Origin of the sequence: Paenibacillus sp. USDA918EY, from assembly GCF_009870825.1 — a bacterium.
GTDB lineage: Bacteria > Bacillota > Bacilli > Paenibacillales > Paenibacillaceae > Paenibacillus_AQ > Paenibacillus_AQ albilobatus.
Map to the genome: position 1 here is coordinate 645,631 of NZ_WTWY01000001.1, position 22,545 is coordinate 668,175.

The 22,545-nt window shown below is 51.6% G+C and carries 18 protein-coding genes; 12 read left to right on the forward strand and 6 right to left on the reverse strand.

The genetic code is table 11. The features are described 5' to 3' along the window. Positions 1 to 126: 126 nt before the first annotated feature. The 4 genes from GQY55_RS02980 to map all read left to right on the forward strand — a co-directional run bounded on the left by GQY55_RS02980 (position 127) and on the right by map (position 4,631). Positions 127 to 465 carry a hypothetical protein gene (locus GQY55_RS02980; protein ID WP_160037961.1) on the forward strand — a complete coding sequence of 113 codons (339 nt, stop codon included), beginning with the start codon at positions 127 to 129 and terminating at the stop codon, positions 463 to 465. Between the two features lie 192 nt (positions 466 to 657). Further along, entirely contained in the window at positions 658 to 1,239 is a 582-nt protein-coding gene (locus tag GQY55_RS02985) for a TetR/AcrR family transcriptional regulator (RefSeq protein WP_160038517.1), read from the forward strand. A gap of 190 nt (positions 1,240 to 1,429) precedes the next feature. Then, positions 1,430 to 3,688, forward strand: coding sequence for a YhgE/Pip domain-containing protein (locus tag GQY55_RS02990; RefSeq protein WP_160037963.1), 2,259 nt, complete (start codon positions 1,430 to 1,432; stop codon positions 3,686 to 3,688). Between the two features lie 196 nt (positions 3,689 to 3,884). Further along, positions 3,885 to 4,631 carry a type I methionyl aminopeptidase gene (gene map / locus GQY55_RS02995; RefSeq protein ID WP_160037965.1) on the forward strand — a complete coding sequence of 249 codons (747 nt, stop codon included), beginning with the start codon at positions 3,885 to 3,887 and terminating at the stop codon, positions 4,629 to 4,631. Positions 4,632 to 4,702: 71 nt separating this feature from the next. Here map and GQY55_RS03000 read toward each other — a convergent pair whose 3' ends face one another. The 5 genes from GQY55_RS03000 to fabV form a co-directional block, all read right to left on the reverse strand. Further along, positions 4,703 to 5,848 (reverse strand): Ger(x)C family spore germination protein, encoded by a 1,146-nt coding sequence (locus tag GQY55_RS03000; RefSeq protein WP_160037967.1) that lies wholly within the window; start codon positions 5,846 to 5,848, stop codon positions 4,703 to 4,705. Beyond that, positions 5,845 to 7,332 (reverse strand): spore germination protein, encoded by a 1,488-nt coding sequence (locus GQY55_RS03005; protein WP_236575372.1) that lies wholly within the window; start codon positions 7,330 to 7,332, stop codon positions 5,845 to 5,847. Before GQY55_RS03005 ends, GQY55_RS03000 begins: the two co-directional genes overlap by 4 nt. After that, complete coding sequence (locus GQY55_RS03010) at positions 7,329 to 8,420, reverse strand: GerAB/ArcD/ProY family transporter (RefSeq protein WP_160037969.1); 1,092 nt, start codon at positions 8,418 to 8,420, stop codon at positions 7,329 to 7,331. The genes GQY55_RS03005 and GQY55_RS03010 overlap by 4 nt, the downstream gene beginning before the upstream one ends. Positions 8,421 to 8,892: 472 nt before the next feature. Then, complete coding sequence (gene aspA, locus GQY55_RS03015) at positions 8,893 to 10,302, reverse strand: aspartate ammonia-lyase (RefSeq protein WP_160037971.1); 1,410 nt, start codon at positions 10,300 to 10,302, stop codon at positions 8,893 to 8,895. Between the two features lie 370 nt (positions 10,303 to 10,672). Then, entirely contained in the window at positions 10,673 to 11,863 is a 1,191-nt protein-coding gene (gene fabV / locus GQY55_RS03020; RefSeq protein WP_160037973.1) for an enoyl-ACP reductase FabV, read from the reverse strand. 262 nt (positions 11,864 to 12,125) lie between these two features. Between fabV and GQY55_RS03025 the strand changes: the two genes are divergently transcribed. Continuing rightward, the gene (locus GQY55_RS03025; RefSeq protein ID WP_160037975.1) at positions 12,126 to 12,458 is read left to right on the forward strand and encodes an antibiotic biosynthesis monooxygenase; all 333 of its coding nucleotides are present in this window, start codon (positions 12,126 to 12,128) and stop codon (positions 12,456 to 12,458) included. A 147-nt stretch (positions 12,459 to 12,605) separates the two neighbouring features. On the opposite strand, the gene GQY55_RS03030 is transcribed toward GQY55_RS03025, so the two are convergent. Continuing rightward, on the reverse strand, positions 12,606 to 13,790 hold the full coding sequence (locus tag GQY55_RS03030) for an MFS transporter (RefSeq protein WP_236575374.1): 1,185 nt from the start codon (positions 13,788 to 13,790) through the stop codon (positions 12,606 to 12,608). Between the two features lie 309 nt (positions 13,791 to 14,099). On the opposite strand from GQY55_RS03030, the gene GQY55_RS03035 reads away from it, so the two are divergent. The 7 genes from GQY55_RS03035 to GQY55_RS03065 all read left to right on the forward strand — a co-directional run bounded on the left by GQY55_RS03035 (position 14,100) and on the right by GQY55_RS03065 (position 22,508). Next, complete coding sequence (locus GQY55_RS03035) at positions 14,100 to 15,407, forward strand: sulfatase-like hydrolase/transferase (protein ID WP_160037977.1); 1,308 nt, start codon at positions 14,100 to 14,102, stop codon at positions 15,405 to 15,407. Positions 15,408 to 15,566: 159 nt separating this feature from the next. After that, the gene (locus GQY55_RS03040) at positions 15,567 to 16,352 is read left to right on the forward strand and encodes an exodeoxyribonuclease III (protein ID WP_160037979.1); all 786 of its coding nucleotides are present in this window, start codon (positions 15,567 to 15,569) and stop codon (positions 16,350 to 16,352) included. Between the two features lie 398 nt (positions 16,353 to 16,750). Beyond that, positions 16,751 to 18,019: an MFS transporter gene (locus tag GQY55_RS03045; protein WP_160037981.1), complete on the forward strand. Its 1,269-nt coding sequence runs from the start codon at positions 16,751 to 16,753 to the stop codon at positions 18,017 to 18,019. Positions 18,020 to 18,201: 182 nt separating this feature from the next. Beyond that, positions 18,202 to 18,666 carry a MarR family winged helix-turn-helix transcriptional regulator gene (locus GQY55_RS03050; protein ID WP_236575375.1) on the forward strand — a complete coding sequence of 155 codons (465 nt, stop codon included), beginning with the start codon at positions 18,202 to 18,204 and terminating at the stop codon, positions 18,664 to 18,666. A gap of 136 nt (positions 18,667 to 18,802) precedes the next feature. After that, on the forward strand, positions 18,803 to 20,089 hold the full coding sequence (locus GQY55_RS03055) for an MFS transporter (RefSeq protein WP_201452073.1): 1,287 nt from the start codon (positions 18,803 to 18,805) through the stop codon (positions 20,087 to 20,089). 377 nt (positions 20,090 to 20,466) lie between these two features. Beyond that, entirely contained in the window at positions 20,467 to 21,291 is an 825-nt protein-coding gene (locus GQY55_RS03060; protein WP_160037985.1) for a MerR family transcriptional regulator, read from the forward strand. Continuing rightward, positions 21,291 to 22,508, forward strand: a complete 1,218-nt coding sequence (locus GQY55_RS03065; protein ID WP_160037987.1) for an MFS transporter — start codon at positions 21,291 to 21,293, stop codon at positions 22,506 to 22,508. The genes GQY55_RS03060 and GQY55_RS03065 overlap by 1 nt, the downstream gene beginning before the upstream one ends. The last annotated feature ends 37 nt before the right edge of the window (positions 22,509 to 22,545 follow it).

Genomic DNA, 22,545 nt, shown 5'->3' on the forward strand with positions numbered 1-22,545 from the left:
TTTTTTCTTTTGCGCAAGACTTAGGGCGCTTTTCTTCGCACCCGATGTTTTGCCGTCCTTTGGAATGGTTAGACTCATATTAGGAAAAAGGGTTAAACGACAAATCACAGGAAGAAGGGAAAAGCAATGAGTGACCAACTGAATGCCGCAAAGGCATGGCTTGAGCAAAATACCGGGGAAACGCTGCTGATCCGCAAAGAGGAGCGGGACGACATCGACGAAACCAGGGTGCGGCTGAAAAGCGTGGAATATGACGAAACGGTGCCGACCTTCGACGAGTATGCGGAAGGAAGCTCGCTGATCTTGCACGGGCCGGGAAATATTTTAGGCGGACACGGCGATCTGCCGCTGCCCAGAGACCAATACCAAATTTACGTAGACGGGAAGTTCGATTGCAGCCGCGACGGAAACGGGCTGAGCGTGACGACCGGACGCGCCAAATACCACATTTCCGTTATTTCCTGATGTTCATTTTTAATTCGGCGGGTGGAAGCTTTCATGAAAAACCGCCGGCCTTTTTTTAATTTTTTTGCAGAAAATCCGTATTAAACATTTGTCATATCCATAAAAACGTGGTAAAGTAAAAAATGACCTTATGACTGAAAATGTTTTCTGGTCAATCATACGAAACAGAGCGTTAAACGGGAGGGGAACATCATAGGAACGGTGGATCGTAAAAAGCAGGTGCTGGAAGCGGCTTCCCGGTCTTTTGCGTTGTTTGGCTACAAAGCGACGACGATGGATCAGGTGGCCAAAATCGCCAACGTGGGGAAAGGCACGATCTATACTTTTTTTGACACCAAGGAGCAGCTTTTCGACGAGATCGTCAATGGCGTCATTTCCGAAATGAAATCGATCATTTTGCGGGAAGTGGACCATGACAAAAAGTTTTTTGACAATTTGTTCCGCGTTTTGGATTCGTTTCTGGAATTCCGCAGCGAGCACGAACTCCTCATCAAACTGTCCCAGGAGCTTCGGGACGTCGGCACGCCGCAGTCCCAGGAAGCGATGGCCCAGGTTGAAAACGTCATTTTGGGTTATATCGAAAAAGAAGTTCAACGGGCGGTTTCCCAGCGGGAATTGCGGGAATGCGACCCGAAGATCGTTTCTTTTCTGATGGTGAAGATGTATATCGCACTGACCTCGGAATGGAACAAAAACCACAAGCCGTTGACGAAGGAAGAGATCAAGGAGCATATCCGGCTTTTTTTGGAGAACGGGCTCGCCGCGCACGCTTAATGCATTCCGGAAGCTATGAACGTAGCACCGCCAAACCAAGCTCATACATGGGGTCCCAGAAAGTCCCGTCATGCGAATCGGCTACGAAGGATCGGAGCTTGTTTTCGCATGCGTATGATTGACCAATTGAAAAATTCAGTCAGAATGTTTTGGTACATCATTTTTGGAAAAGGAGGGGCTACCGCCAGACATGAAAGCATTATCCGTATTTTTCAAAGATTTAGGTGCAGCCTTAAAAAATCCGAAGGTGCTGATCCCGATCATCGCCGTCATGTTCATTCCGATCATGTACAGCGGCGTGTATCTGGCAGCCTTTTGGGATCCGTACGGCCATCTGGACCAACTGCCCGTCGCCGTCGTCAACCAGGACAAAGGCGCGGAATTTAAAGGCAAAGAGCTTCACATCGGCTCGGACCTGGTGGATGAACTCAAGAAAGGAAAAGACTTCGACTGGCATTTCGTCAGTCCGGAGGAAGCGGAGAAAGGGATCAAGGAAAACCGCTATTATATGAAAATTACCATCCCTGAAAACTTCTCCAGCCAAGCGACCACGCTGATGGACGATCATCCGCAGCCGGCAAAAATCGTATATGAACCGAACGGGGACTACAACTTTATCGCCTCCCAAATCGGGAATACGGCGATCAAGGACATCAAAGCCAAAGTGTCCGCGAAAGTCACCGAATCGTATACGGAAAGCCTGCTGGATAATTTTACGGAGGTATCCGACGGACTTGCGGAAGCGGGCGAAGGCGCGGATAAAATCCATAACGGCAGCACCGATCTGGATGCAGGCGCCGTCAAGCTGAAGGACAACCTGAAAAAATTGGCGGATGGCACGCTGGAAGCCAAAGACGGCATGGCGCCGCTCGCCAAAGGCGTGAGCGACCTTCATCAAGGCGCGGGTCAGCTGAACCAGGGCGCAAGCAAACTTGCCGGCGGGCTGGGTCAGTTGAACGCCGCGGGCGGCCAGCTGCTGAACGGAGCGAAGCAGGCGCAGCAGGGGGGAGCGCAGCTGCATGCCGGGCTGCAAAGCTCCTTGGATGGCGCGAAAAAGCTGAACGCCGGCATTCAAGGGTCCGAACAGGGTGCGGGCAAACTTGAGGCGGGATTGCAATCCGCCGAGAAAGGCAGCGCGGATTTGGCTGCAGGACTCAAGTCTTCGCTTGACGGGGCATCCAAAGTTTCCGAAGGCGCGAAAGGCGTTGCCGACGGGCTGAAGCAGCTTGCTTCTTCCAGTCCGGAGCTGGCCCAAAATCCGCAGTTCCAGAAGCTGCTGGCCGCCAGCCAATCGGTGGCCGAAGGCAGCGCGAAGGTGGCTGCCGGCCAGGAGCAGCTCTCCCAAGGCGCGGACTCGCTGCACGACGCCCAGCAGCAGCTGCTGAGCGGAGCGACGGCGCTTCATAGCGGGCAGCAGCAGCTGTTGGAAGGCAGCAGCCAGCTCGTGCAAGGCCAGGAGCAGCTCGAGCAGGGCGCGGCGAAGCTGAACGAAGGACAGTCGGCGCTGACGGCGGGACTGACGACGTTTAACGGGAAGCTCGGCGAAGCGGCGAGCGGAAGCAAAGCGCTTGTCGCCGGCTCGAAACAGCTCGTGGACGGCACGTCCAAGCTGAAAGGCGGCGTCGACAAATTGTCGGGCGGCTTGGTGACGTTGGCCGACGGTTCGCTGCAGCTCCATGAAGGCGCGGGCGAGCTCGAAAACGGCATTACGAAGCTGGACGACGGCTCGAAGGAATTGGCGACCAAGCTGAACGACGCGGCGGATAAAACCTCCGAGCTGAAAAAGACCGACGATTTGGTCAAAATGTTTGCCCAGCCGATCGACTCCGAGGAAATCGACAGCCGTAAGGTACCGAATTACGGCACGGGCTTGACCCCTTATTTCATGTCCCTCGGCTTGTTCGTCGGAGCGCTCATTTCGACGCTCGTCATTTCGCTGAAAGGTACGACGGTAGAGGGCGCTTCCGGATTCAGCCGGTTCGTGAGCCGCGCGCTTTCCTTTGCGGGCATGGGCCTGTTCCAATCCGTCGTTGCCGCTGTCATTATCTTGTACGGATTGGGGCTGAAGGTGCAGAGCGTGCCGTATTTCTTCCTCTTCACCTTTATTACGAGCCTGACGTTTATGTTCATCGTGCAGGCGGTCGTCACTTGGTTTGATATGCCGGGACGGTTCCTAATTATCATCCTGCTCATTTTGCAGCTGACGACCAGCGCGGGCACCTTCCCGCTCGAGCTGATTCCGGATTGGCTCAAACCGATCAATCCATGGCTTCCGATGTCGCACAGCGTGCTTGGATATAAAGCGATTATATCCAGCGGCGATTATGACTTAATGTGGAAGCAAGCCGGCGTGCTTGGCATCGTTGCCGTGATCTTCCTGATCTTCAGCCTGATCTATTTCCTGTGGAAGGGAAGCAAAAAGCAGCAGCCTGCCGAAGCGGCGGCCTAAACCAAGGGATTCAAAGACGAGTCCTGCAAGAAAGCAGTCCTGATCCGTAAAGGATCGGGACTTTTTTTGTGGGAACAAGAAAGTGAAAAAATTTATGCTAAACACGACGCGATCCGTCTTCTGTGAAGGTACGTCGATGGACGTTTTTCATCCGTTCAGGGTATAATATAGAGATCAGACAGGAATGAGGGATTACATGATTACGATTAAAACGAGATCACAAATCGAGCAGATGAAAGAAGCCGGCGCCATTTTGGCGGCCTGCCACCGGGAGATCAAAAAGCTGATCGCTCCCGGAATTACGACGATCGAAATCGACCGTTTCGCCGAAAAATTCATCCGGGCGGCCGGTGCGACACCGGAGCAAAAAGGATACAACGGATTTCCATACGCGACCTGCACGTCCGTCAACGACGTCATCTGCCACGGCTTTCCGGGCAAATATGCTTTAAAGGACGGGGACATCGTGACCGTGGACATGGTCGTGAATTTGAACGGCTGGCTGGCGGATTCGGCATGGTCCTATACGGTCGGCAACGTGTCCGAACAGGCCCGGCGTTTGCTTGACGTGACCAAAGAATCGCTGTACAAAGGGATCGAAAAAGCGGTCATCGGGAACCGGATCGGCGACATCTCGCATGCGATCCAGGTCTACGCCGAAGCGGAAGGCTTTTCGGTCGTTCGCGAATTTATCGGCCACGGAATCGGCAAGGAAATGCACGAGGAGCCGCAGGTGCCGCATTACGGACCGCCAAACGTCGGGCCGCGCCTGAAAGAAGGCATGGTCATCACGATCGAGCCGATGCTGAACACGGGCACGTACCGCAGCAAAATCGACAGCGACGGCTGGACGGCAAGAACGCTCGACGGAGGATTGTCCGCCCAATACGAGCACACGATCGCGATTACGGCGGACGGCCCGGAAATTTTGACGCTGCAGTAAGCGCATAAGAAGAACGCCAAAAAAGGAGCCCAAGCGGCTCCTTTTGTCATTGAAGCGTATTTGCGATCCAACTATTCCACTCTTTGCTTGTATTTTCCCGAGCTGTCGATGGCGACCCGAACCTCGATCGATTTAATGGAATCCTCATCAAGAATAAAGGAGCTGTTGCGATGGAATTGATGCCATTTTTTCGGATGCTTGCGGTAGAGCTTTTCGTCAAGCAAAAATACGTCCGCTTTTTTTTCGAGGCCCTTTTTGAAGCTCACTTTGATTTCGTTTTTGATCGCTTCGCTGGCCATCTCCTCCATTTTTTTTGGCGGCGTATCCGTGGCAAGCTCGTCGATATACGCGTTGAGGGACACGCGGATATTGTAACGGGCTTTATTGTTTTCGATCACCGGTTTGACGTAGAGATGGGGTCTTACAAGAATCAGCGTGGCAACCGGACGCCCCGTATGCGGGATGTTCATCGGGGAACGGACCAGCTTCCGCTGAATCCAGCGCGTTCCCTTCAGATCATCCTCGCTCAAATGGCCGCGGTATTCCTTGTTTTGAAAAAAATAGGCCCCATTGATCCGAAACATGGGACGTTTATCCACGTCCTCAAACCAGCTCGTGCGGTCGATCTCAAGACGGGGAATCATGGCGAGACCGCTGGGTTCTTTTATCTGGGCGATCGTTTTGAAGCCGTATTCGGGCAGAATAAACGATCTTTCCGAATAGATTTGGAGCGGCGAATCCATAATCGTCTCCAGCGGTGAAAGATTCAGGATCGATTTTTGCGTAAGAACGTCAGACATAGGCTCCCCTGTGCCGTATATCCAAATGTTGTAGCGAATTTCCCGATAGCGGTTCAACATGTCGTAAATTTCCAGCAAACCATGTTTCATCACGTTTTCCGACAAAATGACCGATTTCATGTGCCCCCAAAACACTCTCATTTGGGAGGTCGAATATAAGGTCGTCATCGATTCGGTCAACGTTTTTCCTTCTCCCGTTCCGACCCAGACGGGAACGGCTTTGCCAATTTGAATGCCTTCCGCTTTGGCGACGTTGGCAAAGTTCAATACCTGCGCATAACTTTTAAACTTTCCATCCTCATAATCAATCCCCAGGGTCGTAACATAAGCCATATTTTGAATGTCCTTGGAATTCCAGCAGCCCGCAAGGAGAACCGTAATCAAAACGGAAATCAATATTTTTCCTGTTTTCTTCATGCCGGACTCTCTCCATGATGGTCTGAGTCGACGGTGCTCAACGAGGACGGCTTTTTGCGAAGCGCCTTCCACGGGCTGCGGAGAAGGGACAGCAGCACATCCTTTGGAATGACAGGCGAGACCGGGGACAGATAGGGGACGCCGAAACTTCTGAGCCGTGACACGTAGGCAATAAGCAGGATACCGCCGAGAATCATGCCGTACATACCGAGAATGCAAGATACGAAAAACAGCAGGAACCGGATGAAGCTGACGACCGAGCTTAACGTTTGGTTCACCAGCGTTGCGCTTGCGACCGCCGTGATGGCTCCGACAACGACGGAAGAGGGGGAGACGAGTCCGGCCCGAATGGCGGCATCCCCAATGATTAAACCTCCGATGACCGTAAGCGTTTGACCGATGGCGCTTGGGAGCCGGATTCCCGCTTCGCGAAAAATCTCCAGGAGGATCAGCATCTCAAACAGTTCCATTTGAGCGGAAAGCGGAAGCCCCATTCTTGATGTCGCGATGGTGGCCATCAGCCGGAATGGAATCTGGTCTTGGTGAAAGGCCGTCAAGGAAACCCAAAAAGCAGGCAAGCCGATGGTGATAATCAGGCTTAACAGACGGATGAACCTCACAAAGGATACGTAAATATAGTTGAACTGAACGTCTTCCGGCGACTTCATCTGCAGCGACAACGTTGCAGGTCCGATCAGCGCCATCGGAACGCCGTCGATGACAACGACGAATCGCCCGTTGATCAGGCTGGCGATGACATAATCCGGACGACCGCTAAAGTCCATCAGCGGAAAAAGCGAAAATTTGGAGTCGGCTAAAAACTCCTCCAGCTGATTGATCGAATAGATGGCGTCGATATCGATCTTTTTCAGCCGTTTTCTCGCTTCCTCCAAAATATTCGGCGAGATGATGTCGTCAATGTACATTAAAGCGACCCTCGTTCTCGATCTCCGCCCTAAAATAAGTTCTTCACAGCACAAGGTATTGCTGCGGATCCGTTTGCGGATCAAGGCGATGTTCGTAATAAAATCTTCGGTAAAGCCGTCCTTCGGCCCTTTGATCGAGATTTCAACGTTTGATTCTTCCGGCGCCCGTTTCGGCGCGTTGCAAATATCCAACGTGTACATTTTATTGGTCAAGGGGATCAAAATGATGAGTCCGCCTTGAAACAGGGTGTCCTCAATGTCCTGCTCGGAGACGGGTTCCTTCATTTCGTCCATCGCCAGCTTGGAGTACATTTCGCCGTTTTGCTGAAGGAAGAAGCCGGATTCCCGATGCATATCCTGAAGCTCGGGCAGGACGACCTGGCTGATCTGGGCCGAATCGGCAAGACCGCTGGCGTAGACGAGTACGACTTCCGAAGAGGCGGATTCCTTATCCAAACGGTAAGACCTGATGACCACATCAAAGCTTTTCGCAAAAAGGTTTTGGATTTTGGACATGGTCCATACCGTTTTTTCGCTTTTGGATTCTGATTTCGTCAAGGGATTTCCTCCTTTCTTTTGTTCGGCAGAAACGATATGCCTGTCCAAATGAGGGATAACGCAACGTTCACATATAACGAGATTGGAAAGTAATATTTAAAGCTCATTTGATAGAATGCGTTTTGAGTTATCGGAAACATGGCAATCAGGATGTAACTGAAGGTCACCGCGAGAGTAAAACGGTTGGCCATGACCCTGCTTTTGAAAGGAAGCATTTCGACGAGCATGTATTGCGCCAGCGAAATACGCATAAAAGCGCCGGCAATCCACTGGTATACCGACAGAAAGTCCACATGCTCAAAATAATCGCCGATTTTCACAAGCCTCCATTGTTCATAGGGCGATTCCATCTGTTTGGCGGACTCCTCGGGGCCGAACTCGGAGATTCCGCCGACGATGGGACCAAGTGTAATGTAGGAAATGATCAGCCCGTAGACGATCATTTGCCAGGGTTTGACCTTGTTTTTGATCCGGTGCTGCAGCGATAAAATAACGAGAATCTCCACAAACCCTCCGCCAATGTACAGCATCCCGCGCAATGGAGGCATCATGCCGTGTTCGAAAATGGGAACCAGCAGATTAAAGTTTTTTTCCGAGGCGTTGGAGAGCGATACGAAAATTCCGAGACTAACGACCAAGGGAAGCAGGATTCCGGCACCGACGGCGATGGCCCGGATGCCCAGCTTGGCCGTATAGAAACAGACAAACGCAAGAGTGGAGACCAATACGACTTTCGGCGTAAGGGGCAAATAGTTGCTGATCGTCCAACTGGACGTATGATACAAGGTAAAACCGCCAATTAAATACAAATAGATGATAAACGGTGCAACAAGAATCCAAGACAAGACGGGACTCGTCTTTTCCGCCAGCCAAGGCTGAAGCTTTTGCTGCCCGCTTCTTCGCATAAATAAGGCGAGCATAATCGTCCAAGGGACAAGCAATACGGTCGCGAATAGAACCGAAATCCATGCATCCCTCCCGGCGGCATCCAGCACCATCGGGTTGATGACAACATGGCTTGTCAAGCCGTTCATTAACATAAGCATCATGAATATTTGTAAAACATGCACGGGTGCCGTTTTATTCATGGGAGGTTCGTTCCTCTCCTTGAAATCATTTTTCAAACGTATTTTGGCTGAAATCCCCTGCAATTATTCCAAGATCTTGAAAAGATGGCCTATAGCGATTAGGACAACAGGAATGAAAACATCGTTGGCGATGTGATATCGACCGTATCAACGAAGGAAAAAGGCATGCTAGATTGGAAAAGTGATGAGAAAAGTGATGAGATGTTGGTCAAAAAATCGGAACTAGGGGTTGAACGGAGTTACATGTTATAAATTCAACATATGAAAAATTCACAATAAATGATATACAATCCGAACTTTGCACAGATAGACGAAACCTGCCAACGACCGCGTACCAAGATTTCGGAAAACAGATAAAGGCTATGAACGGATAAAGACAATGGAGGAGTGAAGGGGGAGTGAAAAAGGATGGATAAGAAACAAAAAAACGCGGGCGCCTGCCGTTTCAAGCAGATTCGCCCGCGTTGCCGTATTATTCCTTGTTCAGCAGTTCCGCCCCGGCGATTCCCGGATTGGTCATTTGATAAGGATCCAGAATGATGTTCAATTCTTCCTCGGAGAGCACGTTATAGAGAAGGCACAATTCGCGAACAGGCTTTCCGGTCATGATGGCTTCGCGCGCGATGCGCGATACGACCTCGTAACCGAGATGCGGATTAAGCGCGGTGATGATGCCGACGCTGTTTTCGACGTATTCGCGGCAGCGTTCCACGTTGGCTTGAATGCCTTCGACGCAATGCTCGCGGAATACGCGGAAGCCGTTGTTCATGATTTCAAGAGATTGCAGCAGGTTGTAGACCAGCACCGGCTCCATGACGTTCAGTTCCAGCTGTCCGGCCTCGGAAGCAAGGCAAATCGTATGGTCGTTGCCGATGACCTGGAACGCGATTTGGTTGATGACTTCGCACATGACCGGATTCACCTTGCCCGGCATGATCGAAGAGCCCGGTTGTCTTGCAGGGAGCGAAAGCTCGCCGAGTCCGGCTCTCGGTCCCGATGCCATTAAGCGGATATCGTTGGCGACTTTGGACATGTTCATCATGCAAATTTTGAGCGCGGCCGATACCTCGGTGTACGCGTCGGTGTTTTGCGTGGCGTCGACCAGATGATCCGCCGGCTCGATCGGAAATCCGCTCAGCTCGGCGAGAACCTTGGCGACATGCTCGATATAGCGGACATCGGCGTTAAGGCCCGTGCCGACGGCGGTGGCTCCCATATTGATATGCAGCAGGTTTTTCTTCGTAGCGCTAAGACGTTCGATATCGCGGCCGAGCACGCGCGCGTATGCCTGGAATTCTTGCCCGAGACGGATCGGTACCGCATCCTGCAAGTGGGTGCGTCCCATTTTGATCACGGAGTCGAATTCTTCGGCTTTGCGTTCGAAGGCTTGCTTCAGATCCTTCATCGTCTGCAGCAGCTTTTCGATCATGGTGAGCGTAGCCAAATGAACTGCCGTCGGGAAGGAGTCGTTCGTCGATTGAGCCATATTGACGTGGTTGTTCGGGCTGATGTCGGCGTAGCTGCCTTTCCCTTTGCCGATCAGCTCAAGCGCGCGGTTTGCGATGACTTCGTTCGTGTTCATATTAATAGACGTGCCTGCCCCGCCCTGGATCGGATCGACGATGAAATGATCGAACCATTTACCGTCAATGAGCTCATCGGCGGCTTTGACGATGGCTTCGCCTTTGGACGGGAGCAGCCGTTTAATCTCCATGTTTGCGATCGCGGCCGCTTTCTTGACCATGGCCATCGCCCGGATCAGTTCCGGATGAATTCGCTGGCCGGTGATCGGAAAGTTCTCCGCGGCACGCATCGTTTGAATGCCGTAATATGCTTCTTCGGGTACTTCTTTGGTGCCGAGAAAGTCTTTTTCTAGTCTCATGAATACATTCCTCCGAGTTTGGTGAACTGGAAATTAGAGTCAGATGAGAACGCTTTATTTTATCGGACCCGCTATCATTATACGTTTTAAACGTGGGAACTGCCAGTCCTATGTCATTACGGAATGAAAAAAAGGTGGAAATGTCCGCCAAGAGCGTACAAGTGTATTTCCGAGTGAGAAAGGGAAGGGGAAAAAGGGGAGGGGCAGGGATGGAGAGTAAGGAAAAAGCCCGCAAAGCGGGCTTTGGTCTTCATATCAGAAAGCATATACTACAGAGCCATTGCTTCCTGATATTGCGAGAGAAAAACTACCTTTAAACGCGGTCTGTCTTCTTGAAGTGCGTCGATAGACGTTTTTGTATGTTCATCTATCAGATTGAATTCGGAACTTTCACGTCCGGATCGACGTCGGCGTCGTAATCCACGCCTTCGGTTTCAAACCCGAACAGTTGGAAAAATTCCTTGCGGTATCCTTCAAGATCCGTCAGATCATAAATATTATCGCTTGTGACTTGATCCCAAATTTTGACCACTTCGGCCTGAACGTCCTCGCGCAGCTCCCAGTCGTCGATGCGGATGCGACCGGCTTCGTCGACAGGAGGTTCTCCCCCGGCATACAAGCGATCCGTGAACAGGCGATAGGTCTGTTCGATGCAACCTTCGTGGATGCCTTTTTCCTTCATGGTTTTGTACAGGGAGGAGATGTAAAGCGGCACGATCGGGATCGCGGAGCTGGACTGCGTGACGAGTCCTTTGCTCACCACGACATAGGCGCGGCCGCCGGTGGATTGGAGCTCGTCGTTCAATTTCAGAGCGGTAGCTTCCAGGTGATCTTTTGCCCGTCCGATCGAACCTTCCCGGTACACCGCTTTCGTAATTTCGGAGCCGATGTAAGAGAAAGAGATCGTCGTAACGTCCTCGCTAAGCACCTCCGCCGCACGCAGCGCCTCGATCCATGCCTCCCAGTCATCGCCGCCCATGACGGCAACCGTTTCGCGGATTTCTTGTTCCGTCGCCGGCTCCAGCGTGATGTCGGTCACTTCGCCCGTATGGAAATTGACCGTTTTATTCGTAAAAGGCTTGCCGATCGGCTTCAGCACGGAGTTGTAGGTTTCTCCGGTTTCCGGATCCGTTTTGCGGGCGGAAGCCACGCTGTAAACGACAAGGTCGACCTTGCCGAGCTTTTCCTTTATCAGTTGGATGGTTTTATCCTTTGTTTCCTTCGCGAAAGCATCGCCGGTTACGCTGTAAGATTTCAAGCCCGCCTCCTGAGCGGCCTGCTCGAAGGCAGCCGAATTGTACCACCCGGCCGAGGCGGTACGTTTCTCGGAGCCGCTGCTTGGGCGGTAGACGCCTACCGTGTTGGCTTTGGCGCCGAAGGCGGTCGTAATCCGGGCCGCAAGTCCGTAACCTGTGGATGCGCCGATGACCAGCACGTTTTTTGGCCCTTCGATCACGGGTTTGGACTGCACGTAGTCGATTTGCTTTTGAACCTGGGCCGCGCAGCCGGCCGGATGTGAAGTGGTGCAGATAAATCCGCGTGTTCTCGGTTTAATGATCATATTAGACTTTTCCTCGCTTCCAAATAGTAATGCATCATAAGAAGATATGGACATACTCCATCCTATTGTATCAATTTTTTGGGAAAGGACCAACCTGAAAGCTGGATGAGGAATGAAAAACGAACCGTGCGCAAAGCAATTGACGATGATAATCATTATCACTTAAAATAAAAGGGAGGTTCAGATGATTTTTGCATGATACATAACGCATAACGTCATTTTGCCGAAATCAACCATTACAAAAACTTAGGAGGCGGCTTATATGTTTGTTCAGCTTCGAAAAATTACGGTCAAAGCGGGTAACGCCGATCAAGTCGTGGCCCGGTTCAGCAAGGAAAGCCCGATCGACGGCATGGAAGGTTTGATCGATAAAACGGTGATGACGACCAAACTCAGCAAGGAAGAAGAGGAAGTTGTGGTCATGATCCGCTGGCGTTCGCGCGAAGACTGGAAAAACTGGGAGAAAAGCGACGCGCATCTGCAGGGACACCGCGAGAAGAAAGGGCAGGAGCCCCCAGAGTATATCCTTGGCACAAAAGTGAACATGTACGAGGTTCAGAGCGTAACCCAAGGAAAAGCTTCGCAAAGCCTATAACAGATCGGACTGTTGCAGCAGCAAGACCGGCCTTTGGTCAAGACAGTCGGCGACAAGAGCCGCTCCCGGATTTATCCGGAAGCGGCTCTTGCATTAGGGCGAACCGTATTTAGTTCCTTTTCCATGTACCAAAGACTTGTCCGCAGGTTACGAGGTTTCCCCCGATTTTCTCCGTCCGTACACGCGGTAGAGCGCAATTCCGAACAGCATGCCGATAAACGACATGCCCGAAATCGTCAAATACATGGTCCGTCCGCCGAAAGCCTGGTATAAGGCGCCGCCCGCAAAGGAGGACAAAATGCCGGATACCCCGAAAAACAGCAGCGCCAGCACGGTTTGGCCGGTTGCTCTCCACTCCACGGGAACGATGTTGTACAGATATTGGATGGCCGCCGTATAAAAGACCGGAAACGTTAACAGCTGCAGCAGCTGGATGTAGGCAAGCCAATTCGGGTCCTGAATCCAGGCCGAAATGAAAAAGCGCAAAAAATAGAACGCTCCGGAAAACGATATAATGGCCAGTTCCTTGTTTTTGCGCAGCCACCAAAAGCTTAAGGAAAACACAAGAATCTCGCTGCCCGCCGCCAAAAACCACGCGAGCCCGAGCAAATCCGGTTTCCCGCCCAAATCCTTGATGTACAACCCCAGAAACGTGTCGTTCATTCTCGCCGGAACCGAGCTGATAAATACGAGGATGAGAAACAGCAGCGTTTCCTTGTTGCTCAAAAAGTTTTTCAGGCTTTTCATCGTGACGGGTTTCCCGGACACGGGTGCGTCCGGCATGAAGAAAGTAACGACCAGGCTGACGATCCCGAGTCCCGCGAACGTATATCCCAGACTGCGGGAGCCGAATTCAGTCATCAAATAACCGGCCAGCAAGGACATTACGGCATAACCGAGGGCACCGAACGTCCGCAAGGAGCCGTAACTGATTCCAGCTTGTTCCGCCACGCGGAAATTCAGGCTTTCCGTCAAAGGATCGACCGGCATGAGAAAAAAATAGGTCAGCATGACGAACAGCACGATCAAAGCATATTGGCTTGTACTGTAAAGCAGGAATCCCGTTACCGTCGAGCAGAGCACCAAAATCAGCAGAACCTTGCGGATGGTCCGCGTGCGGTCGCTGATCATGCCCCACAGCGGCTGCGCGATGAGCGTAATGAAACCGCCGGTCCCGACGATGACGCCGATTTGCGTCTCGTTTAATCCCTGGTCGCTGAAATAAAGGGGCAAAAAAGGAATAAACATCGACAGCAGCGCAAAGAAAAGAAAATTAAATGATTTAACCGTAAACGAAGATCTCATTTTGTCCTGTCCTTCTTCAATTTTCAAGATTACTGCAAAATCCTTCAATAAAGCAGCAGTTCTGCTATTTTAACACAAATGAAAGCCCGAAGGCAGATAAAATTATTCAAGAGCCATGCCATGTTTTTACCCGTTCTTTCGACCCCTATATTGACTAACCCGCATTTAACGCCTATATTGTATCGAAGAAAAACGCAATGTATGGATTCCTTTTTTACGGCTCGGTTGACAGCGTTTGCATTTTCGGCAAAATGGTCTTCGGGTAAGCTGAAAACCGATCAGAATGCTTATGACCGCTGGAACGAACCGAAATAAAAGAAAAAGGTGTGACTTCTAATGACGAAACCGAATATCGTGGTCATTTATTGTGATGATTTGGGATACGGCGATTTGGGATGTTACGGATCGGATGCGATTCGCACCCCTCATTTGGATGCGCTTGCGCGGCAAGGCGTCCGGTTCACCAACTGGTATTCCAACTCCCCTGTATGTTCACCTTCCCGGGCCGCCCTTCTGACGGGGTTATACCCCGCGAAAACGGGCGTGAGCCATATTTTGGAGGGGAAGCGAGGCACGGCGGGACTGAAGCCGGAAGCGAGAACGCTGCCGGAACGCTTGAAGGAATTCGGCTACAGTACGGCGTTATACGGAAAATGGCATCTGGGTTCGGCGGAAGCCACGAAACCGAACGCGCGCGGCTTCGACGAATATTTCGGTTTTCAAGCCGGCTGCGTGGATTACTATTCCCATATTTTTTATTGGGGGATGCCTCACACGAATCCCGTGCATGACCTGTGGAGCAATGGGGAGGAGGTTTGGCACGACGGCGAATATTTAACCCATCTGATCACGGACAAGTCGGTCGATTTCATTGAACGGAACCGGGCGGCGGACAAACCGTTTTTCCTGTACGCGGCATATAATGCGCCACATTATCCGATGCATGCGCCGGAAAAATACATGAAACGTTACAAGCATCTGCCGCGTGACCGCCAGCTCATGGCGGCGATGATTTCCGCCGTGGATGACGGAGTCGGGGAGATCGTGGCTGCCTTGAAGCGCAACGGCATCGACGAAAACACGCTGATCTTTTTCTCCAGCGACAACGGTCCATCCTCGGAGTCCCGCAATTTCTTGGACGGCACGGAAGACGTTTACTACGGGGGAAGCGCGGGGATTTTTCGCGGGCATAAAGGAAGCCTGTTCGAAGGCGGAATCCGGGAGCCGGCCATCCTCGTCTACCCGGCAGCCGTTCCGGCGGATCAGGTTTGCGAAGAAGTCGGCATGATGGCGGACATCCTCCCGACCGTGATGGAGTTTGCCGGCCTGCCTGTGCCTTCGCCCGGGGAAATTGACGGGTTCAGCGTGGCGGGCATGATCACGAAAGGCGAAAAAACGCCGCATCAACAAATTTTTTGGGAATACGGCAGCCAGCTTGCCGTCCGTGAAGGCAAATGGAAGCTGGTATTGGGCGGGAAACTGGATTTTGACCGTTTGCAGCCGGATGACGTGCACCTCTCGGACCTGGAAGCCGATCCGGGGGAACGGGTGAATCTAAAAGATCAATTCCCGGAACTTGCAAGCCGTCTCGAGGGTGAAATCCGTGCCTGGTATGAGCAGCTGAAGGCTCAGGCTGGATCGTAAGGCTGTCCGTCCTGTTCCGTCCTGTTCGGGCCGTATCAACCGCAGGCAGGACAGGAAGGCGAAGCGCCACGGCGTATACCTTTTATGGTACACTATCAAATGTGGATAGATTCATATTTTGCAAAATCCCGAGATGGATAGCCATAAGGAGAGTCGCGGATGAAGCTTGTATCATGGAACGTAAACGGCCTGCGGGCCTGCGTCAATAAAGGTTTTAACGATTATTTTGCGGCAAGCGATGCCGATTTGTTTTGCGTGCAGGAAACGAAGCTGCAGGAAGGGCAAATTTGCCTCGATTACGGGGAGGAATACGGACAGTATTGGAATTATGCCGAGAAAAAAGGCTACTCCGGGACTGCGGTGTTTTCGAAATTGAAACCTTTGTCCGCCTATTACGGCATGGAGGAAAACGCGGAGGCGGAAGGACGGCTCGTTACGCTGGAATTCGAGCATTTTTATCTTGTGAACGTGTATACGCCGAATGCCAGAAGAGACCTGTCCCGGCTGCCGCTGCGCCTGGAATGGGAGGAGCGGTTCCGCCGCTACGTCACGTCGCTTGATGCCAAGAAACCCGTAATTATATGCGGAGACATGAACGTCGCTCACCGGGAGATCGACCTGAAGAACTGGAAGTCGAACATGGGCAATTCCGGATTCACCGATGAGGAGCGCGGCAAAATGACCGAGCTGCTCGAAGCCGGGTTCGTGGACTCTTTCCGGCATTTTTATCCGGACCGCGACGACGCGTTTACGTGGTGGTCGTTTATGCCAAAGGTAAGGGAACGGAATATCGGATGGCGGATCGATTACTTTCTTGTCTCGGAGCGGCTTGTTCCTGCGCTGACCGATGCGCGGATCGATGCCGGGGTGATGGGCAGCGACCACTGTCCGGTTATTTTGGAGCTGGACGAGGCCCGGCTAGCGCAAATCGGGAGCGAAAGCTGATCGGTCGGAAAATGATTGATTTCAAGTGAATGTTTAATGGGGGCCGTCCCAAAAGACGGCCCCTCATTTTTTGTTTGGGAGTTCGGTTTGTGTTCGAAAGGCACCGAGAACGGACGTTGCTCCCATCGCCGCTGGTTTTGGATTTCTTGAATGGTGCTACCACCCCTAACTCCTTGTGCGTTGATTTGAGGGCTAATCATCTTCCGGCCCGTTCCAAGCAGCGTTCGGCGCATCCTGAGAGCACCCGGCCAAGGCACGCAGGCTCCTCTTCGGAACACCGGTTCAGCCCCGCCTTCGAGTCTACAGCATAAAGTGCTTGTTTTTCCCGCAATAATCACAAGCGACAGGCGCCGTACCGGCGGCTATAATGGGTGGAAAAAAAAGAGGATGTGGGAGAAATGTCAAAACCAAACCCGGCGTTATCGCCACCCTATGCCGCCGCCGGCAATACGGCGTTCGGCGTTTTGCTGGCCGTCAGCGCGGCCCATCTGCTGAACGATGCGATGCAGTCGGTCGTACCTTCGATGTTTCCGCTTTTCCAGCAGCAGATGCGGCTTAGCTACGCCGAGATCGGATGGGTCGCTTTCACGCTGAACATCACGGCTTCCATTCTTCAGCCGATGATCGGTTATTTTACGGACCGCCGGCCGGTACCGCTGCTGCTTCCGCTCGGCATGCTGTTCACGATGCTGGGAATGGTGGGGCTGGCTTTATCGCCGTCGTTAGGGTGGCTTCTGCTGTCGGCATCTTTGATCGGCATCGGATCATCCGTACTCCATCCGGAGTCATCGCGGGTGGCCCACTTGGCGATGAGTAAGCGCAAGGGCTTCGCCCAATCCGTGTTCCAGGTCGGCGGCAACGCCGGGCAGGCGATCGCCCCGCTCATGGCGGCGTTCATCATTAGCCCGCAAGGGCAGCTTGGTTTCCTTTGGTTTATTTTGCTTGCCGGAGCGGGATTCGTACTGCAAATCGGGGTCGGCCGCTGGTACGGACGCAAGACCCGACCGCATGGCCGGGCCGTTAGTCGAGCGGGAAATGCCGGAGAAAAACGATTCGGCAAAGGTTTCATTATGTATGTTCTTTGCATTTTGATTCTGATGCTGTTTTCCAAGTTCGTTTATTTGGCCAGCATGACGGGTTACTATTCCTTCTATTTCATGGACAAATACCATTTGCCCTTCAAGGACGCGCAAATATCGATCTTTGCCCTGCAGTTTGCCGGCATGGTAGGAACCTTTATCGGAGGACCTCTGGCCGACAGGTTCGGCCGCCAAAAAATGATCTGGTTTTCGATTCTCGGCACGGCCCCGTTTTCATTGCTTCTCCCGTATGCGGGACCGGCAGGCTCCGTCATAGTATGCGTTTGCATCGGACTGATTCTGATGTCGGGGTTTTCGGTCATTATCGTCTATGCGCAGGAACTGCTTCCGGGCCACGTGGGGACGGTTGCGGGATTGTTTTTTGGCCTGTCGTTCGGCATGGCCGGCCTGGGTTCCGTCGTGATGGGTTGGCTTATGGATACCCATGGGGTTGAAATCATGACGCGGGTGTGCGCATTTCTGCCTCTCCTGGGACTGCTGGCGCTGTTGCTGCCAAAGGACTCCGTCATCATGGGGACGACGAAAGAAAGCGCAGGACTTCCCGCCGCCGAAGCCGTCAAGGGATAACGCGGCATCCGCCTGCATATTCAGGCGCTTTGCGTCTTCCCGTACAATAGGGCTCACTGCCTAAGAATGATTTCATTCGCCTAATTTTTTCGCATACTCTTGACAATTTCACCCAATCGTTATATTTTTGTTGTACATACAAAATAAACTCGCGTCACCGATCCGACGAAGGAGGAATTTCCGTGACCAACGAAATCAACAACGCAACCAAGCCATCCTCTGAAGAAGACGGAGCGTTTTTGCACAGCTGTATGTACTTCACCACCAACCGTTTAAGCCGGGCGATTACGCGCCTCGCCGACGATGCGTTTGCCGTGACGGGGCTTGCGCCGGCTTACGGTTATCTGGTTCGGCTCGTCATCGCGAATCCGGGCATCACTCAAAAGGAGCTGTCCGAGAAGCTGTACATCACTCCTTCAACGCTGACCCGTTTCATCGACAAGCTGGAAGGAAAACAGCTCGTGGAGCGTCATGTGCAGGGGAAAACCGTGCTCGTGTATCCGACGGAAAAAGGGACGGCCATGAAGGAAACGCTTCGCGAAGCATCCAAAAGGCTGAAAGCCGCTTACGTGGCCAAACTCGGCAAGGAGCTGGCAGATATGCTGACCTCGATGCAGGAGTCGTCAAGCGAACTTTTGGAGAACTGACAGAGGCGGCATACACAGATTTAGCACCAAAGCGCAATTCTTTTCGGCACATACCCGATAAGCGCTTGGTTGTTTTCTTTTTTAATTTTGTATGTACAACCAAGATATAATGATAAGGGAGAATCAAACGAAGAGCATGACGGAAGAACAGGTTCAAATCAGGCCGAAATCGCGTTTTTATTATGGTTGGATTATCGTTTTGCTTACCTTCGCCACGCTGCTTATATCGGCAGGCATTCGTTCGCTGCCCAGCGTTTTGCTGGTTCCGTTCCAAAACGAGTTCGGATGGAGCCGCGGCAGCATTTCGAGCGTCATCTCGATCGGCATTTTCCTTTACGGCCTTGTGGGGCCGTTTTCGGCGGCGCTGCTGCTGAAATTCGGTTTCCGCAAAGTGATCGTTGCTTCGCTAGCCGTATTGGGGCTCAGTCTGGCCGTGACGCCTTTGATCCGTTCATTTTGGCAGTACGAACTGCTTTGGGGAATCGTGTCCGGGCTTGCAACAGGCATGATGGCCAACGTGCTGGGTGTAACGGTCAGCAATCAGTGGTTCGTGAAACGCAAAGGGCTTGTCGTCGGGTTGCTGACGGCCAGCGCCGCCACCGGCCAGCTGCTTTTTTTGCCGCTGTTTGCCAAACTGACGTCCGAACTCGGTTGGAGATACGCCGTGTACGCCGCGGTCTTCAGCATCGTCGTCGTGCTTGCCGCCGTAGCCGTATGGATGCGCAACCACCCGTATGAAGTGGGCGCCGCACCGTACGGTTCGACCGAAATGGCGAAACCGGTGCCTTTCAAAGGGAACATATTTCTCGCTCCGCTGCAAAATTTGCGAATGGCTTTGGGAAGCGCGACGTTTTGGCTGCTCGCAGGCACGTTTTTCTTTTGCGGTTTGTCCACGAACGGGCTGATCGGCACCCATCTCATCGCCGCCTGCGGCGACCATGGCATATTGGAGGTTGCGGCCGCCGGGCTGCTTGCCATGATGGGGGTGTTCGATTTGTTCGGCACGACGATTTCAGGCTGGTTGTCCGACCGTTTTGACAGCCGGAAACTTCTGTTTGTGTACTACGGTTTTCGCGGGTTGTCTTTACTGTTCCTGCCTTATGCGCTAAACAGCGCCTCTCCGTACATGCTTGTCGCTTTCTCCGTATTTTACGGCCTGGACTGGATCGCAACCGTTCCGCCAACCGCCAAGCTGGCGGGAGAAGCGTTCGGCAAGGAGAGATCCGGCATGATTTTCGGCTGGGTCGTCGTCGCCCACCAAATCGGCGCTTCGGCGGCCGCTTACGGCGCAGGCGCCTTGCGCGACTGGCTCGGCAGCTATTCGCAGGCGTTTGTCGTCGCCGGCTTCCTCTGTTTTATCGCCTCGGTGATGGCGATGCAAATCCGCAAAAACCAAACGAGAAGTACAAGTTTGTCGGCTTAAATCTGAAAACCCACCCTTAACCTGGTCAAGACCTCATTTATAGATTGAAAAAAACACTTAGGTTGCAAACTGGCGCTGGTAGTCTACCGGCGTCAGTTTGTTTAATTTTCGCTGTGGCCGTCTTCGGTTGTAAAATCGTTAGTATGTATCTCTCAATTATCCTTTGTGCCTCCGCCAGATTTCGGACAATTTTCACGAAGCTGATAAACGTAATCAGGGATTTAGTCCAAGTACTTTGAAAGCCTATGCCCTGCAGCTTAAGATACTTACCTATTTTTGGTTCCGAAACGGGTTTCGTATTGCACTTGACTTTCCCCTTGTGTGGAAGGTTTAAAATATTACCATAATTCCGAAACATACATGAAAGGAGCATGATTATGTTCAAGATCAGCGAATTCTCCAAGTTGAGTCAAGTTCCCGCCAAAACATTACGATTTTATGACCAACTTGAATTGCTTAAGCCCGCTTATACGGATCGGCAAAGTGGCTACCGATACTACACTAGCGATCAATTGCTTCTCTTGCATCGGATTTTGGTGTTTAAAGATCTTGGTTTTACGCTTGATCAAATTAGACAACTCATTCATGATGACGTTTCCCCTGCTGAAATGCGTGGTATGTTTCGACTCAAGCAAGCAGAGTTACAGTCGTTGATTCAGTCGGAAACCGAGCGTCTGAAGCGCATAGAAGCGAGGCTGGAACAGATTGAACGCAGCGGAATGCCTCATCATGAGATCTTAGTTAAGAAGGTCGATCCGTTAATGGTCGTATCGGTTAGAGAAACTACGAATCGAGCAAGTATTCCGTACTTGTTCGAAGAGATTGGCGAATATGTAAGGCGAAACTGGGGGACGAAGCCTTCTTATCATATGGTCGTATGGCATAGTTGTCCGGAATGCGAAAGCAGTATCAGCTTAGAGATTGCCTGTCCGATCACGCTGCCGTTACCAGACACGGACCGATTTAAGATAAAATTGCTTCCAGAAATGACGGTTGCGTCGGTCAAGCATTTCAGCCGTCCGGATACGGATACGCCGGTGAGTATCGAACTTGGTTCTTGGATAGAAAAGAATGGTTACCAAATAAGCACGGATATGCCAAGCAGGGAGCTTTATTTATCAAGGCAAGAAGGTAGAGAATCTCGATATGTCACCGAAAGCCAGATGCCTATTATCGCAAACCGAATGGAGGGATTAAACTGATGGCAGATTCCCAAAAGCTTCTGACTAACAGCCTTACCAATCGAGAGAGAACGGCTGCGTTATTGCTTTTAACACTCACTGTATTCGCCATAGGCACTGCTGAGCTTCTCCCAATGGGGCTCTTGATGCCTATTGCCAACGAGACAGGGGTATCGATTTCAATTACTGGCATGCTTGTTACAGGATATGCGCTTGGTGTCGTATTTGGAGGCCCCGTATTATCAGCGATCACTGGGAGATTACCGCGAAAAATCATATTAAGTTTATTTCTGTGCATATTCGTGATAGGTGGCATCGTAAGCACAGTTGCTCCTTCTTTTGGGGTATTACTTGTAGGACGAATCATTAGTTCACTCGCACACGGAACGCTATTCGGCACGATGATCGTCACTGCCAAGGAATTGGCTCAACCCGGCAAAGAAGGAAGAAGTATCGCATTGGTTGGTTCGGGACTGACCGTATCCGTTATACTCGGTGCTCCACTCGGAACCTTGCTTGGGCATCAGTTCGGCTGGCGGTTTCCCTTTCTTGTTATTACATGTCTTTCAACTGCGGCTTTGTTAGGCATAATGAAACTGATTCCGCCACTACCGCGCGTAGAAGTGGGCTCACTTAAAAGGCAGCTGCGAATTGTAAGCCGTCCATCTTTCCTGCTAGTTCTTCTGATAACTATATTCGGAACTGGTGGAACCTTTGCAGCGTTTACCTACATTACGCCCATTTTAGAGGGAATATCGGGATTTTCCGAAGGTTGGATTACTATTGTGTTACTTATCTTCGGTGTGGGTTCATTCATTGGTAATATCGTAGGAGGTAGGCTAGCCGATAAGCAGCTTATGCCAACCTTGTTGGGGGGGATTTTGCTGCTTGCGATATCCATGGCAATCTTTACTTGGGCGAGTCATGACAAAGTCGCTACCGTGATCAGTGTTTTTGTTTGGGGGATTGCATCCTACAGCATTATTGCCCCTCTTAACATTCTAGTACTTCAGAAGGCTGGTGACGCTCAAGAATTGGCTTCAGCACTTAATATCTCTGCTTTTAATATGGGTAATGCAATTGGCGCGTTCATAGGTGGACTGGTGATTGATAGCTCGTTGGGGTTATCTGCTGTACCATGGGTTGCCTCGCTCGTTGCAATGATTGGGATTTTGTTGGCTATATGGAGTATAACGCTGGATCAACAGGAATACAGAAAAGCTGGCTCGTTTAGCTAAAAGATGCTGGTATAGACTTAGAGACGGACTAAAGACC